The sequence below is a fragment of the Thermoflavifilum thermophilum genome (genome assembly GCF_900116565.1).
GTDB classification, from domain to species: domain Bacteria; phylum Bacteroidota; class Bacteroidia; order Chitinophagales; family Chitinophagaceae; genus Thermoflavifilum; species Thermoflavifilum thermophilum.
In genome coordinates, this window is the sequence record NZ_FPCJ01000001.1 from 574,469 (window position 1) to 588,790 (window position 14,322).

Here is a 14,322-nt window from a genome sequence, read left to right on the forward strand (position 1 = left end):
CGGGTTCATGCATATTTTTAAAATTGAGTTACTATTCCACGCTTACCTTACCCTTGGCTTTGGCAATCACTTCTTCAGCTATGTTTGCGGGTGCCGGTGCATAATGGCTGAATTCCATGGTGGAAGTTGCGCGGCCTGAAGTAAGTGAACGAAGCTGGGTAACATAGCCAAACATTTCACTGAGAGGAACTTTAGCCTTAATAACCTGGGCATTGTTGCGGCTATCCATGCCTTCGAGAATACCTCTGCGCCGGTTTAGATCGCCTGTTACATCACCCATGTATTGATCGGGTGTGATCACTTCCACTTTCATAATAGGCTCCAGCAGAATAGGCTTGGCTTTTTTGCCGGCTTCACGGAAACCGCTGCGGGCGCAGAGTTCAAACGACATGGAGTCAGAGTCCACTTCGTGGTAGCTACCATCATATACCCTTACTTTCATGTTATCTACCGGATAACCTGCCAGTACACCGGTTTCCATGGCCGATTCAAATCCTTTTTGAATAGCCGGGATGTATTCTTTCGGAATAGCACCACCAAAGATATCATTGACAAACTGGAAATGCTGGCCGGGATTGTTTTTCAGCCATTCTTCATCAGCAGGACCCAGTTCAAAAACGATATCTGCATATTTTCCGCGTCCACCGGTTTGTTTCTTCAGAATTTCTCGGTGCTGCACAGTGGTTGTAAATGCTTCCTTGTAAGCCACCTGTGGTGCACCCTGGTTGACCTCAACCTTAAATTCCCGGCGCATGCGATCCAGGATAATTTCCAGATGCAATTCACCCATACCCTGGAGAATGGTTTGACCGGTTTCTTCATCGGTTTTGACACGCAGGGTAGGATCTTCTTCCATGAGTTTGGCAAGGGCCATACTCATTTTATCCACATCGGCCTGTGCCTTGGGCTCGATAGCCACAGCAATCACAGGTTCGGGGATAAACATGCTTTCCAGCACAATGGGATGGTTAGGATCGCTCAGCGTATCGCCTGTTTTGATATCCTTGAAGCCCACAGCTGCGCCGATATCGCCAGCTTCAATAAAATCGATGGGATTTTGTTTATTGGCAAACATCTGCAGGATGCGGCTGATGCGTTCATTGCGGCCGGTACGATTGTTCAGCACATAAGAGCCGGCATCCAGATGACCGGAATAGCAACGGAAATAAGCCAGGCGACCTACAAAAGGATCGGTCATGATTTTGAAAGCCAGTGCAGCAAAGGGCTCTTTAGGATCCGTTTTGCGAGTTACCTCTTCACCGGTTCTTGGATCCACGCCTTTTACAGCTGCAATGTCAATAGGACTGGGCAAATATCTCACCACTGCGTCCAACAGGGTCTGCACACCTTTGTTTTTGAATGCGCTACCGCAAAGCATGGGCACAATGCTCATATCAATGGTGGCTTTGCGAAGCACCGCATAGATTTCATCGTTGGTGATGGAATGCGGATCTTCAAAATACTTTTCCATCAGTTTTTCATCATATTCAGCCACTGTTTCGATAAGATGATTGCGCCATTCCTCGACTTCCTCTTTCATATCATCCGGAATGGGCACTTCCTGATAGGTCATGCCCAGCGTGGCCTCATCCCAGATGATACCCTTCATTTCCACCAGATCCACAACGCCCTTGAAATGATCCTCGGCGCCGATAGGCAATTGCAGGGGGACAGACTTGGCGCCCAGCATTTCACGTACCTGACGTACCACATTCAGAAAATCGGCCCCTGCGCGATCCATTTTATTTACAAAACCAATACGGGGCACATGATAGCGGTTAGCCTGGCGCCACACGGTTTCACTTTGCGGTTCCACACCATCAACAGCCGAAAACAAAGCCACCAGCCCATCGAGTACCCGCATGGAACGCTCAACCTCCACGGTAAAGTCCACGTGACCAGGAGTATCAATGATATTGAATTTGTATTGCTTGGTTTCCGGAATGGCCTGACCCTGAACGGTAGGAAATTTCCAGTAACAGGTTACCGATGCGGAAGTAATGGTAATGCCCCGCTCTTTTTCCTGTTCCATCCAGTCGGTAATGGCTGCCCCTTCATGCACTTCACCAATTTTGTGGGTCATGCCGGTATAATAAAGTATGCGTTCTGTGGTAGTTGTTTTGCCGGCATCAATGTGGGCAGCAATTCCGAAGTTTCGTTGAAAAGCTAAATCTGCCATAAGTGATGAACTATAAAATATGATAAATGATAGCTGAAGCTGTTAAATACACGCCTACACTTTTTAAATTCGGAAATGGGAGAAGGCTTTATTGGCTTCTGCCATGCGATGGGTATCTTCCTTTTTCTTGAAAGCCCCTCCTTCGCCCTTGCTGGCTGCTATGATTTCGGCAGCAAGTTTTTCAGCCATGCTTTTCCCGTGGCGCTCCTTCGCATAGCTGATGAGCCATTTCATGCTCAGCGAAATCTTGCGATCGGGCCTGACTTCCGTAGGAATCTGGAAAGTAGCCCCCCCAATCCTGCGGCTTCTCACCTCGATGGCTGGCATCACATTGCTCAGGGCGCGTTTCCATACTTCGTACCCATCTTCTCCGGTTTGCTGGGTAACCAGGTCAATAGCCTGGTAAAAGATTTTGGAAGCCAGGCTTTTCTTGCCCCGGCGCAGAATATTGTTGATAAACCGGGTAACCATTTCGTCCTGAAACCGGGGATCAGGCTGCAAGGGACGCTTTTTAGCAGCTTGCTTTCTCATGGATTGAAGTTTCTATGATGTTAAATTTGAATTATTTTTTAGCCTTTTCCTTTTTGGTACCATATTTCGAACGGCCTTTCTTCCGGTCTTTCACGCCGGCCGTATCCAGGGCTCCCCGTACGATATGATAACGCACACCAGGAAGATCCTTCACACGTCCTCCTCTCACCAGCACGATGGAGTGCTCCTGCAAATTGTGCCCTTCACCAGGGATATAGGCAATGACTTCTACCTTATTGGTGAGCCTCACTTTTGCTACCTTGCGCAGAGCAGAGTTCGGCTTTTTGGGTGTGGTCGTGTATACACGGGTACATACGCCCCTGCGTTGCGGACAACCATCCAGCGCTCTGGATTTGGATTTGGCACGAACAATTTCCCTGCCTTTTCTTACAAGTTGCTGTATCGTTGGCATGTTCAGAGTTTAAGGTTGCTTCGTCTGAAATATTTTTTGGGATGGCAAAGGTATGATTATCTTCCAAAATAAACAAAACCCGGATGCAGCCGGGCTGCCCACGTGAAGATATTTACCATTCGGAACGGGAGGAATACGAAAGGAAATCCGTTCAATCCGGCATTCAGACCCTCACATTCCAGCCGTAGCGGTCGGGTAATTTACCCACTTTAATGTCGTTGAGTTTCTGCAGAATAGCAGGTGAAATTTTCCATTGGGAAATATCAAACACAATATGATGATCGCGGTAGGTAAGCTCGCTCACATAGCTGATGCTGGCAGCCGTACCGGTGCCGAATATTTCTTTCAGCTGGCCTTCCTGGTGAGCGCGAATCACTTCATCAATGCTGATGGGTCGTTCCTCTACCTGAATACCTTCGTCATGCAGCAGGGTAATCACGCTGCTGCGGGTAACGCCCGCCAGAATGGTGCCTTCCGTCAGATCAGGTGTAATGGCCGTATCGCCAATCACCACAAATACATTCATGGTACCGCATTCCTGCAAATAGCGGTGATGAATGCCATCTGTCCATAGAATCTGATCATAGCCCATTTCCTGCACTTCCCGTGTGGGCTTCAGGGATGCTGCGTAATTACCGGCTGTCTTGGCAAAACCGGTACCACCTGGAAAAGCCCGTACATACTTATCCTGCACATACAACTTCACGGGCTTGTTGTAATAAGCACCTGCAGGCGAAGTAATAATCATGAAACGATACCGAAGGGAAGAACGCACACCAATATATTCATCCATGGCAATCATAAAGGGACGAATGTACAAGGAACTATCGGGCTGCCCGGGAACCCACGCCCGATCCAGATCCACCAGCTTTTTCATCCCTTCAATAAAAATTTCCTCCGGCACGGCAGGCATATCCATCCGATCGGCCGAAAGATTGAAACGTTTGAAATTGTCATAGGGCCTGAAAATAACCACATCTCCCTGTTGAGTGCGATAAGCTTTCAGCCCTTCAAAAATGGCCTGTCCATAATGCAGTGTGGAATTGGATGGGCTGATGGATATCGGCTGAAAAGGAATGATTTCAGGCTGCTGCCATTGGCCGTTCACATAATCTGCAACCAGCATATGGTCCGAGAAAACCTTACCGAATCCAAGTTTGGTAAAATCCACTTCCTTCACACGGCTCCTCGTTACAGGCGTCACTTTGATTTCATGCAGTATTGAAGTTGATTCCATGTTAAATTTTGATTTAATTGTAGATTGTTTTTTATGACCTTTGCAATTTAGGATTTTTTCACCGAACCGAATGAAAGGGGTTGATGTCTTATCCTATGGATGCATATTTTCTGGCTCAGCTTTTTCCACATCCATTATTTATCGCAGATCCGGAATCTTCGGTGGTTACGGATATGCGTTCCGGGAAAACAGTGGTGCTCATACAAGCCATCGAACAAATTCCTCCGCTGCAAAAATTGTTGCACGATATCCTTCAATCATGTAAACTTGATCCCAGTCAGGATGCTATTGTACTGGCACAAGATTCCGGAATAACTCCCAGTTGGAAACGCATCCAACAAGAGTGGAATCCTGCTGTGGTGCTGTCATTTGGGGTCATATTCGCCGATATACCACAAGCTGATTTGCCACTATACCATCCCATCATATTCGATCAAACACCTTTGCTGCATGCCGATACTCTTGCTTTGCTGCATGAAGATAAGTCGCGTAAAAAATTGCTCTGGCAGGCGCTTAAGCACATTTTCTTCCAAAACAACCCATGAAACAATATGCCTGTGCTGATATTTGCTACGCACAACCCACATAAATTGCAGGAAGTTCAATCCCTGTTGCCGGCATCCATCCGGCTGCTGAGTTTACAAGATGTAGGTTACAAGCAAGCCATACCTGAGCCCTACGATAGCCTGGAAGAAAATTCCAGGATAAAGGCCATCACCATCTACGAAGCCTTGCAACACGATTGCTTTGCCGAAGACAGCGGACTGGAGGTAGAAGCGTTGAATGGCGCACCTGGTGCCCGATCATCCAGATTTGCAGGCGAACATGCTACTGATGCCGAAAACATAACTTTGCTTCTTTCCCGTATGGAAGGAACCAGCCGACGGAAAGCACGATTTCGCACCGTGATTACCCTGATCTGGAAGGGAAAACTCCATCAGGTGGCAGGAACCTGCGAAGGGACCATTGTCACTACTCCCCGAGGTAAAAATGGTTTTGGTTATGATCCGGTGTTTATTCCGGAAGGCAGCCAGAAAACTTTTGCAGAGATGAGTCTTGAAGAAAAAAATCAATACAGCCATCGGGCAAAAGCCATCCGTGCTTTTTGTGATCTTGTTCACCAGCTTGCTGCTGAATCCAATACAAAATGAGCAGAGTTAAACTACATATCCCGGCAGATTTGCCATTCTACACACAAATTCCGGTACGCATCGAGGATATCAATTACGGCGGCCATCTGGGGCATGATGCATTGGTAAGCATTTTACAGGAAGCTCGACTTCATTTCCTTCAAAAATTAGATTGCAGCGAATTGGATGCTTGTGGCACTGGATTGATTATGGGATATCTGTCTGTGGTGTATCTGCAGGAAGGACATTACGGTGATCAGTTGCGAATCGGCATAGGCGTCAGCGAAATACAGCGATCAACTGTAGAATTATGCTATGCGGTTTCTGTGACCCGCTCCGGGAATCATGTACCGCTTGCAGAAGCCATCACAGGACTGGTGTGTTTTGATTATGCAAGGCGTAAAGTGCAGGCTGTGCCATCAACCCTTCGGAATAGACTACAGCCCTATCTGATCGCGGGAAATCAATCCAAGCTAGATTTTTCTTAGCAAAATGGGATTAGCTGGGATCTCCCTGCTGCAAGGCATATTCAATCTGTACCAGTTCTTCTTCCAGCACGCACAATTCTGTTAAAATATAATCGCGGAGCGGGTCGTGGGCATGGGCTTGAAGGACTAATTTCAATCGGCTGATTTCTGAGGCTAACTTCTGTTGTTCGGCAATCAAGGCACGTTTACCCAACAAATCTAAGGGGCGTGACTGACCCACCTGTGGCTTGTTTGGTTCCATAGGAAACAGCTTTATGGTTAACTTATCACAGTAAAGGTATAATTTTTTTATCGGAAAAAACAAGCTTATTCATAACAGGCATATATGTGCCTGAAATGCTCCACAATAGCAGGGAATCCATAATGCAGGCTCGCTTCATAGGATATGGTTTCCCGATTAAAATCTTCCAACCTGTTGGCTATCTCCAGCATAGCCCGGGATAAGGCCTGCGTATCTTCAGGTGCTATCAGCCATCCGTTCCGGTTATTGATCAGTTCGGGAATACCACCTACCCGGGGAGCAATTACCGGCAGACCGCAACATAAAGCTTCAAGAATAACACAGGGTTGATTTTCATAACTGCTATACAAGACAAACACATCGGCCTGCTGCAGATGCACAGCCACTTCTGAAGACGTCAGCCAGCCGGTCATGTAAATGCGATCAGAAAAGACACTTGTGAGCATTCTTTTTTTGACATCATCCCTGATAGGTCCCACCAAATACAACTGCCATCCCGGCAACTGTTGGGCTATCTGTTCAAAAGCAGCTATAATGGCTTCAGGACGCTTGTGTGGCCGCAAATCAGATACATGGATGAATTTGCGCATCGACATAGCAGATGGGTGTGCATCGGGCGTCATTTTGCGCTGATAGCTAAACAACGAGGTATCGACTGCATTTGGCAACACATAGATGGGTTTGCTGCCGGCAACAGACTGAAGCTTCCGGCCCAGATCTTCTGAAACAGGCAACCATAGCTTGGCGCCACGCAAAATGAGTTTAACCAGCACACGTTTCCATAAATGATCTTTCCAGTATGATCGGGGCGATGCAGGCTGAAAATAACTGGCATGTTCGGATAAAAAATATTCCTGCCCGGATAACCATTTCAAGCATAAGGCCATAAGTCCTGCTTTCCAGCACACATGTACATGTATGAAATCAAAAGGGCCATGCATTGCCTGAATCTTTCGATAAGAATGAATAAAGGCCTGTACATATTTCCAGAAATGAAACAATTTTCTCAGCCAGCCAATGCGGCATGCAGATGGCACATCATACCAGCGATATACCACAAGATGAGGCGCATGTCTTTCATCTTTTTCCAAGCAAGCCTGAGTAGCCCGAGGATCCCATGCCAGATGCAACACAATGATATTGGCAACCTCACTGGCAGCACGTGCATGCCGTTCAATAAAATCACCATTTGTGTGCTGTATGCGGTCAGGATACCAACTTACCAGCCAAAGTATATGCTTGCGATCGGGCATGTTTAACGCAGTAAATATTGAAACAACCGCCTTACTTCGCCGGGATGTCCCCTAAACAAGGTTCGCCATGACAAGTGATGCATCCTCAAAAATAACATGCAAGCACACACACCGCTGATACCATATCCCAATGATGAGGCCCAGGCTGCACCCGTGATACCATTTTTCGGAATCCACCATAAATCACACAACAGAATAACAATACAGCATAAAGCAGCATTAACAAGATTGAATTGCAATTTATTGCGCGCAGCAAAGTAGGCAGCCAGCAAGATATTCAACACAAACAAACTCGCACCCGGCAACAAAATCCATAATGGTATCACGGAATCCTGAAAGGCTTTACCCCAAAACCTCGTAATCAGATAATGGCCTGATAAAAACAGCAAGCCATCTGCAACCACAAAACATCCTATTACAATCCGAAGCAGTGTTTGAAATTGCGCTAACCAGGATGGATCCTCTGTCCTGTCAGCATAAGCAAATACCACTGTTGCCAGGGAGGAAGGAACCATCCATAGGGTCTGGATGATTTTTTCTGCAAGTGCATACACACCCAACTGATTTTTATCGAGAAATGCTGCAACCATCCAGATATCCATCCGATAAGCCAGATATTGAAACAAATTGGCCCAGAATACAAGCTGACCAAATCGAAGCCATTCTTTTTGAAACACAGAAACAGGTATCAGAGTAAAATGCAGATCCGTGCGATAGGAATACAGATATTTGCCCACAAGCCCTACACCACTGCTGATACTCATTCCCACATAAAATTTCAGTAACGCAGTTTCTGAAAGATGTTTTCCCAACAGATACATCACACCTAACAGCAAAAAGGCACATACATAAATCAGAATCAACACCTCATACACCACCCGAAAGCGTTTTTCCCCATTCCACAATGCCACGCCATAATTATTCAACAGCAAGGTAACAGCATACACCAAGCCCCATGAATTGGTAAATCCGAAATAGGAATATCCGGTGAAGTATTGAAACAGCAAGCTAAACACACAGATGATCAGCGCCTGCATCCAAAACAAGCTATACAGATAACGCATACGCGATGCCCTGGTTTGTCGTTGCCTGGCAATATCATATACCAGAGCAGCATCCATTCCCTGCCCTACAATCAGCACCAGCAAGGCCGCATTAGTAGTAAGCAGGGCTAACTGGCCATTGCCATGCGGCCCAAGCAGCCGAATAAACAAAATATTGAAAAGCAATTGCGCGCCCAGAAACAGCATTCTGCCCATGAGATTGTGCAGGAGATGAGTGTGAAAAGGCATGCTCCCAAAATAAGAAATCCGTATCTTACCTCCTAAAACCTGCCCTTTATGAACCGACGTGATTTTCTGAAAACCAGCTCCTTAGGGTTGGCCAGCATGGCCTTATGGCCTGAAGCCTTATCTCCAAACTCATTCCCCGGCTGCATTTTAGGCATCCAGCTGTATTCCGTACGGGATGATATGCAGAAAGATCCTGCTGCCACTCTGCAACAACTGGCCAGAATTGGCTACCGATATGTAGAACATGCCGGATATGCCAATCGCAAATTTTATGGTTACACGGCTCAGGACTTTAAAAACCTGCTTCATCAATTGGGCCTGCACATGCCCAGCGGCCATGTGGTATTGAAACCGACCGACTGGGATGAAGCTCGAAAAGATTTTACGGATAACTGGAAATACACCCTTGAAGATGCAGCCGCCGTGGGTCAGCAATTCGTCATCAGCCCCTGGATGGACGAAAGCCTGCGGACAGACTACGACCGATTTATGCATTTCCTCGATATCATGAACCGCTGCGGAGAATTATGCCATACGTATCATCTGCAGTTTGGCTATCATAATCATGATTTTGAATTCAACACCACCCTGCAGGGCAAACGCATGTATGACCTAATCCTGCAGCACACCGATCCCAAACTGGTGGTGCAACAGATTGATATCGGCAACATGTATGGTGCCGGCGGACGCGCCCAGCAAATCTTGAAAGAATACCCCGGGCGCTTTCTGCTGATGCACGTCAAAGATGAAATACGCTCAAGCAAACAGGGAGAAATGGGCGAGGGTTATGAAAGTTGCATCCTGGGAAAAGGAGTCATTCCGGTACATCAAATCGTGGATGAAGGCCGCACCATAGGCGGTACCCGCTATTTCATCGTGGAACAGGAATCCTACCAGGGTCAAACCCCGCTTAGCTGTGCAGCTGCCGATTATGCGGTAATGAAACAATGGGGATATTGAGACCCGATCATCAGATGTCATTTCTATGACAGATGAGCTGCTCATTTTTCGCTAAACTTGCAACATATTTGATGAGTTGACTGTTTGAGTGCATTTTATTTAAATGATTCCGATGGAAAAAGCATTTTTTCAAAAAATATGGGAAAAACAGCAGCGAATGGACATTGTGCCACCCAATGAAGAAATTGCTGGCTGGGCCAATGATCTCATCTGCTTGCTGTACCCGGAACATTCGCGCTGCCTGTTTCGCTCCCTGCAGGAAATCGAAGAAAATTTTTACCGGCTGAAAGACCGGCTCATCCATATTTTAAACGCCACCCAGGCTTGTCACAAAAAGGATAACCTGGATATTGCCGAGGCATTCTTTGCGCAGGTGCCAGCCCTGTACGAAACCCTGAATACGGATGTGGAAGCGATTGTGATGGGCGACCCGGCAGCTAAAAGTCATTTCGAGGTGATTCGTGCCTATCCCGGCTTTCAGGCTATTGCCTTTTATCGGATTGCGCATGCTTTGTTGAAACTTGATGTGCCGCTTATACCCCGCATCCTCACAGAACATGCTCATTCGCAAACAGGCATTGATATTCATCCCGGTGCTGAAATTGATGAATACTTTTTCATTGACCACGGCACCGGTATCGTGATCGGCGAAACGGCCCGCATCGGCAAATATGTGAAACTTTACCAGGGTGCCACATTGGGAGCCCTTAGTGTAGATAAAAGCATGGCTTCCATGAAGCGTCATCCCACGGTGGAAGATCATGTCGTGATTTATTCCGGTGCTACGATTTTAGGTGGCGAAACCGTAATTGGCCATCACAGCATCATCGGTGGCAATGTGTGGCTTACCCGCAGCGTGCCTCCGGGCTCCATTGTATATCATACACCCGAAATCACGGTAGAAGAAGGTACCATTCAACTCTAAATTCCTGAGATCCGGAAGCATTGATCATGGCAACTTTACTGGATACGATCGGAAATACACCCCTGGTTGAGCTCCGACATCTTTCTCCCCGACCCGAAGTGCGCATCTATGCGAAGCTGGAAGGCCATAATCCGGGCGGCAGCGTGAAAGACAGGCCTGCCTTTTATATGATCAAAAATGCGCTGGCCCGCGGGGATATCCGACCTGGCATGTCGCTCATCGAGGCCACCAGCGGCAATACCGGCATTGCCCTGGCTATGATTGCCCGCCTGTTCGACCTGCAAATTGAACTGGTGATGCCGGCCAGCTCCACCCGTGAGCGGGTGCTGACCATGCAAGCGTTTGGAGCAAAAGTAACATTGGTAGAAAGCATGGAAGCCGCCCGCGACTATGCAGCTGAGAAAGCCGCTACCGGTCAATATTTCCAGCTGAACCAATTCGCCAATCCCGACAATGCACTTGCCCATTATGAAACCACCGGCCCGGAAATCTGGCGCGATACCCAGCATCAAATCACACATTTCGTAAGCGCCATGGGCACAACCGGCACCATCATGGGTTGCTCCAGGTTTCTGAAACAACAAAATCCAGCTATCCAAATCATTGGCTGCCAGCCCGCCGAAGGATCCTGCATTCCGGGCATCCGCAAGTGGCCCGAAGCTTATTTGCCCAAAATCTATGACCCTACAAGGGTTGACCGATTAATTGAAATTTCTGAAGCTGAAGCTACCCGTATGGCTCGTCGCCTGGCTGCCGAAGAAGGCCTCTTTGCTGGCATGAGCACGGGCGGAGCCGCTGCAGCTGCCTTGCGCGTGGCACAGGAAATAAATCGGGGCCTCATTGTGTTTATTGCCTGTGATCGGGGCGATCGCTACCTGTCCAGCCCCCTGTTCGATGCGGCTGCTTCTTAAAGAAAACAGCATATCTGTCATAATCCTTTTTAACTTTATCCGCCAAAAAACGGGCGGCTATGATTCATCGGTACAAAGGCGAAACCCACTACCTGGTAGCTGTAGATTGCATCATCTTTGGCTTCGACGGCGAAACATTGAAAATTCTGCTCATCCAGCGCGGCTTTGAACCGGAAAGAGGCAAATGGAGCCTGATGGGTGGTTTCGTAAAACCTGAAGAAAGCCTGGATGAAGCAGCCAACCGCATCCTCAAAAAACTCACCGGACTGGAAGGTGTGTACCTGGAGCAATTGCATGCCTTTGGTGATCCACACCGCGACCCGGTGGAGCGCACCATCAGCATCGCCTATTTTGCCTTGATTGATATCCATAAATACCAAAAGCAAATCAGCGAAGAATATCATGCCGAATGGTTTCCGCTGAACCATATTCCTGAACTCATCTTCGACCACATGGAAATGGTGAAACTGGCCCGCCGCCAGCTGCGCTACAAAGCTTCCCTGCACCCCATCTTATTTGAATTGCTTCCCCCTAAATTCACCATTCCCCAGCTCCAAAACCTATACGAAGGCATTTACGATACCACATTCGACAAGCGCAACTTCAGCCGCAAAGTGCTCTCCACCGGCCTGCTTATTAAACAACCCGACAAGGATAAATCCAACTCAAAAAAAGGAGCCTTTTACTACAAGCTGGATCGCAAAAAATACCGGGCCAACTTCCAGGCCTTCCTGCGCTTCGTACCCAACCCCGATAAATTGATTCACTGATTTTATTTTTTCTTCAGCATCATCACATATTCGCCGGGTGACTTCTGCGTGATGCGTTTGAATATGCGGTTGAAGTAAGAAAGATTGCTGAAGCCCACCTGATAGGCAATTTCACTGAAGCTGAATTCTTTTTCGGCCAGCAGGCGACAGGCATGATGAATTCTGACCTCATTCAAAAAACTGATGTACGTTTTGCGGGTGCGATTTTTGAAATACCTGCAAAAGGCTTCCACCGAAAGGTTTGCCAGACCTGCCACTTCCTGCAGCGATATCGGACGATGATATTCTTCCAGTGTAAAACGAATGATATGGCTCATCCGCACATCTCCTGTTTCACCAATCATCTTCAGCCATCCTCCATCGGCAACCAACAGCAACTCCTGCCTGCGTTCATAAATCAGATACAATAAATCCAACACCCACAGTACCCTTCGGAAACCAGTCAACCTGCGCAACCGCAGCAAGCGTGTGGCCACTTCTTTTGCCAGTGCACCCTGCAGCTGGTAAGCCTGATAACACTGATGATAAAATCGTGCAACCGAAAGGGTATCATTGCATTTCCAGAATTCCTGCTCCCATGCCTTCATATCAATGTATAGCGAATAACCTACCGACCTTTTCTTTTTTTGCTGATAATACACTGCATCACTTTTGAATACATGAGGCAACGAGGAGCCAATGATGTACACATCACCCGGTGAAAAACAACCCGTATAATCACCTACAATGAGATTACCATGGCCTTTTTCGATATAAGTAATCTGTATTTCCGGATGCTGATGCAGTTTATCATAAAAATGATTCAACCGATCAATCTGATAATGATAAAACTCCGTACGGGTTTTGGGAATCTTGAAAGGGATGATGCTCATACGCATGCCAACATTTTTACCGGAGATATACAAAGTTAATCAGCGGGCATGAGTAAAAACAGGCAATATCAATATTGTACAAAAGATGGTCAATTTTCTGAAAAGTTTGCACCTTACAGCTTGCTAATTTTGTTTCAACGGTTAAATCATTTCACGATCATGCAATTTGAATGGAAAGGTGTATTTCCGGCCATTACCACTCAGTTTACGGCCGATGACCAACTCGACCTGCAAATGTTTGAGAAAAACTTGTATGCTCAGCTTGAAGCCGGCATTCACGGCGTGATACTGGGCGGCACACTGGGTGAGTCGAGCACGCTGACCCGGGAAGAAAAAGAAATCCTGATTCGCTTTACAAAAGAAAAAGTAGCAGGTCGGATCCCCGTGATCCTCAATATTGCGGAAGGAGCCACAAAAGCCGCTGTGAATGAAGCGCAATGGGCCGAACAACTGGGAGTGGATGGATTGATGTTGCTGCCACCGATGCGCTACAAAGCCGATGACCGGGAAACGGTTCAGTTCTTCAGCACAGTGGCCCGCTCAGTAAGCCTGCCTATCCTGATTTACAACAACCCGGTGGATTACCGGATTATGGTTACGCCAGACATGTTTGCTCAGCTTACAGATTGTGCAAACATCCAGGCAGTAAAAGATTCCACCCGCGATGTGTCGAATGTAACGCGCATGATCAACCGCTTTGGTAACCGGTATCGCATTCTCTGTGGTGTGGATCCCATTGCTATGGAAAGCCTGCTGATGGGCGCCAGTGGCTGGGTGGGCGGACTGGTCAATGCTTTTCCCAGAGAAACCGTGCTGCTATACCACCTGGTGCAATCCCGACAGATTGATAAGGCCCTGCAAGTACATCGGTGGTTTCTGCCCCTGCTGGAGCTGGATTTGAGTCCTAAACTGGTACAATACATCAAGTTGGCAGCCAGTATCACGGGTATTGGGGCAGAGTATGTGCGGCCTCCTCGCTTGCCGCTCGTGGGCGAAGAAAGGCAACAGATCCTTTCGCTCATACAAAAAGCTATGACCGCGGAACCTGCATGGATGCGCGATCTGCAGGTGTTGCAGGAAACAGCCGCTGCTCTTCATTCCTGATCGGAGTGATTCATGGA

At 47.5% G+C, this 14,322-nt stretch carries 16 protein-coding genes; 8 read left to right on the plus strand and 8 right to left on the minus strand.

Features of this window, described 5'->3' with window-relative positions:
- Window positions 1-31 precede the first annotated feature (31 nt).
- From fusA to BM367_RS02515, 4 genes are all read right to left on the minus strand, one after another.
- Entirely contained in the window at window positions 32-2,179 is a 2,148-nt protein-coding gene (gene fusA / locus BM367_RS02500) for an elongation factor G (protein WP_092457261.1), read from the minus strand.
- Window positions 2,180-2,242: 63 nt separating this feature from the next.
- Window positions 2,243-2,710, minus strand: coding sequence for a 30S ribosomal protein S7 (gene rpsG / locus BM367_RS02505; protein WP_092457264.1), 468 nt, complete (start codon window positions 2,708-2,710; stop codon window positions 2,243-2,245).
- 31 nt (window positions 2,711-2,741) lie between these two features.
- Window positions 2,742-3,122, minus strand: a complete 381-nt coding sequence (gene rpsL, locus BM367_RS02510; protein WP_092457267.1) for a 30S ribosomal protein S12 — start codon at window positions 3,120-3,122, stop codon at window positions 2,742-2,744.
- Between the two features lie 163 nt (window positions 3,123-3,285).
- Window positions 3,286-4,359 (minus strand): branched-chain amino acid aminotransferase, encoded by a 1,074-nt coding sequence (locus BM367_RS02515; protein WP_092457270.1) that lies wholly within the window; start codon window positions 4,357-4,359, stop codon window positions 3,286-3,288.
- 83 nt (window positions 4,360-4,442) lie between these two features.
- Between BM367_RS02515 and BM367_RS02520 the strand changes: the two genes are divergently transcribed.
- The 3 genes from BM367_RS02520 to BM367_RS02530 are packed head-to-tail and all read left to right on the plus strand — an operon-like array spanning window position 4,443 to window position 5,977.
- On the plus strand, window positions 4,443-4,904 hold the full coding sequence (locus BM367_RS02520) for a hypothetical protein (protein WP_092457273.1): 462 nt from the start codon (window positions 4,443-4,445) through the stop codon (window positions 4,902-4,904).
- Between the two features lie 6 nt (window positions 4,905-4,910).
- Window positions 4,911-5,510: an RdgB/HAM1 family non-canonical purine NTP pyrophosphatase gene (gene rdgB / locus BM367_RS02525; protein ID WP_092457276.1), complete on the plus strand. Its 600-nt coding sequence runs from the start codon at window positions 4,911-4,913 to the stop codon at window positions 5,508-5,510.
- Window positions 5,507-5,977, plus strand: coding sequence for an acyl-CoA thioesterase (locus BM367_RS02530; RefSeq protein WP_092457279.1), 471 nt, complete (start codon window positions 5,507-5,509; stop codon window positions 5,975-5,977). The genes rdgB and BM367_RS02530 overlap by 4 nt, the downstream gene beginning before the upstream one ends.
- A 10-nt stretch (window positions 5,978-5,987) precedes the next feature.
- On the opposite strand, the gene BM367_RS02535 is transcribed toward BM367_RS02530, so the two are convergent.
- The 3 genes from BM367_RS02535 to BM367_RS02545 all read right to left on the minus strand — a co-directional run bounded on the left by BM367_RS02535 (window position 5,988) and on the right by BM367_RS02545 (window position 8,763).
- Complete coding sequence (locus BM367_RS02535; protein WP_143103930.1) at window positions 5,988-6,218, minus strand: hypothetical protein; 231 nt, start codon at window positions 6,216-6,218, stop codon at window positions 5,988-5,990.
- 65 nt (window positions 6,219-6,283) lie between these two features.
- Entirely contained in the window at window positions 6,284-7,471 is a 1,188-nt protein-coding gene (locus tag BM367_RS02540) for a glycosyltransferase (RefSeq protein ID WP_092457285.1), read from the minus strand.
- Window positions 7,472-7,473: 2 nt separating this feature from the next.
- Window positions 7,474-8,763 (minus strand): oligosaccharide flippase family protein, encoded by a 1,290-nt coding sequence (locus BM367_RS02545; protein WP_092457288.1) that lies wholly within the window; start codon window positions 8,761-8,763, stop codon window positions 7,474-7,476.
- Window positions 8,764-8,811: 48 nt separating this feature from the next.
- Between BM367_RS02545 and BM367_RS02550 the strand changes: the two genes are divergently transcribed.
- The 4 genes from BM367_RS02550 to BM367_RS02565 all read left to right on the plus strand — a co-directional run bounded on the left by BM367_RS02550 (window position 8,812) and on the right by BM367_RS02565 (window position 12,329).
- Window positions 8,812-9,723, plus strand: coding sequence for a sugar phosphate isomerase/epimerase family protein (locus BM367_RS02550; protein ID WP_092457290.1), 912 nt, complete (start codon window positions 8,812-8,814; stop codon window positions 9,721-9,723).
- A 112-nt stretch (window positions 9,724-9,835) separates the two neighbouring features.
- On the plus strand, window positions 9,836-10,648 hold the full coding sequence (epsC, locus tag BM367_RS02555) for a serine O-acetyltransferase EpsC (protein WP_092460875.1): 813 nt from the start codon (window positions 9,836-9,838) through the stop codon (window positions 10,646-10,648).
- Between the two features lie 26 nt (window positions 10,649-10,674).
- Window positions 10,675-11,559, plus strand: a complete 885-nt coding sequence (gene cysM / locus BM367_RS02560; RefSeq protein ID WP_092457293.1) for a cysteine synthase CysM — start codon at window positions 10,675-10,677, stop codon at window positions 11,557-11,559.
- 59 nt (window positions 11,560-11,618) lie between these two features.
- A complete protein-coding gene (locus BM367_RS02565) occupies window positions 11,619-12,329 on the plus strand; it encodes an NUDIX hydrolase (RefSeq protein WP_211277195.1) in 711 nt (236 codons plus the stop codon).
- 2 nt (window positions 12,330-12,331) lie between these two features.
- Here BM367_RS02565 and BM367_RS02570 read toward each other — a convergent pair whose 3' ends face one another.
- Entirely contained in the window at window positions 12,332-13,201 is an 870-nt protein-coding gene (locus BM367_RS02570) for an AraC family transcriptional regulator (RefSeq protein ID WP_177224081.1), read from the minus strand.
- Window positions 13,202-13,360: 159 nt separating this feature from the next.
- Here BM367_RS02570 and BM367_RS02575 point away from each other — a divergent pair, with 159 nt between their 5' ends.
- Window positions 13,361-14,305 carry a dihydrodipicolinate synthase family protein gene (locus BM367_RS02575; RefSeq protein WP_092460877.1) on the plus strand — a complete coding sequence of 315 codons (945 nt, stop codon included), beginning with the start codon at window positions 13,361-13,363 and terminating at the stop codon, window positions 14,303-14,305.
- The last annotated feature ends 17 nt before the right edge of the window (window positions 14,306-14,322 follow it).

What these genes read in the sequence shown, in the direction of transcription:
- BM367_RS02515 (WP_092457270.1), bottom strand. Translation starts at nt 4,359, where the DNA reads ATGGAATCAACTTCAATACTGCATGAAATCAAAGTGACGCCTGTAACG.
- BM367_RS02565 (WP_211277195.1), top strand. Translation starts at nt 11,619, where the DNA reads ATGATTCATCGGTACAAAGGCGAAACCCACTACCTGGTAGCTGTAGAT.
- BM367_RS02570 (WP_177224081.1), bottom strand. Translation starts at nt 13,201, where the DNA reads ATGAGCATCATCCCTTTCAAGATTCCCAAAACCCGTACGGAGTTTTAT.
- rdgB (WP_092457276.1), top strand. Translation starts at nt 4,911, where the DNA reads ATGCCTGTGCTGATATTTGCTACGCACAACCCACATAAATTGCAGGAA.
- rpsL (WP_092457267.1), bottom strand. Translation starts at nt 3,122, where the DNA reads ATGCCAACGATACAGCAACTTGTAAGAAAAGGCAGGGAAATTGTTCGT.
- BM367_RS02530 (WP_092457279.1), top strand. Translation starts at nt 5,507, where the DNA reads ATGAGCAGAGTTAAACTACATATCCCGGCAGATTTGCCATTCTACACA.
- BM367_RS02540 (WP_092457285.1), bottom strand. Translation starts at nt 7,471, where the DNA reads ATGCCCGATCGCAAGCATATACTTTGGCTGGTAAGTTGGTATCCTGAC.
- BM367_RS02535 (WP_143103930.1), bottom strand. Translation starts at nt 6,218, where the DNA reads ATGGAACCAAACAAGCCACAGGTGGGTCAGTCACGCCCCTTAGATTTG.
- fusA (WP_092457261.1), bottom strand. Translation starts at nt 2,179, where the DNA reads ATGGCAGATTTAGCTTTTCAACGAAACTTCGGAATTGCTGCCCACATT.
- epsC (WP_092460875.1), top strand. Translation starts at nt 9,836, where the DNA reads ATGGAAAAAGCATTTTTTCAAAAAATATGGGAAAAACAGCAGCGAATG.
- BM367_RS02545 (WP_092457288.1), bottom strand. Translation starts at nt 8,763, where the DNA reads ATGCCTTTTCACACTCATCTCCTGCACAATCTCATGGGCAGAATGCTG.
- BM367_RS02520 (WP_092457273.1), top strand. Translation starts at nt 4,443, where the DNA reads ATGTCTTATCCTATGGATGCATATTTTCTGGCTCAGCTTTTTCCACAT.
- cysM (WP_092457293.1), top strand. Translation starts at nt 10,675, where the DNA reads ATGGCAACTTTACTGGATACGATCGGAAATACACCCCTGGTTGAGCTC.
- BM367_RS02550 (WP_092457290.1), top strand. Translation starts at nt 8,812, where the DNA reads ATGAACCGACGTGATTTTCTGAAAACCAGCTCCTTAGGGTTGGCCAGC.
- rpsG (WP_092457264.1), bottom strand. Translation starts at nt 2,710, where the DNA reads ATGAGAAAGCAAGCTGCTAAAAAGCGTCCCTTGCAGCCTGATCCCCGG.
- BM367_RS02575 (WP_092460877.1), top strand. Translation starts at nt 13,361, where the DNA reads ATGCAATTTGAATGGAAAGGTGTATTTCCGGCCATTACCACTCAGTTT.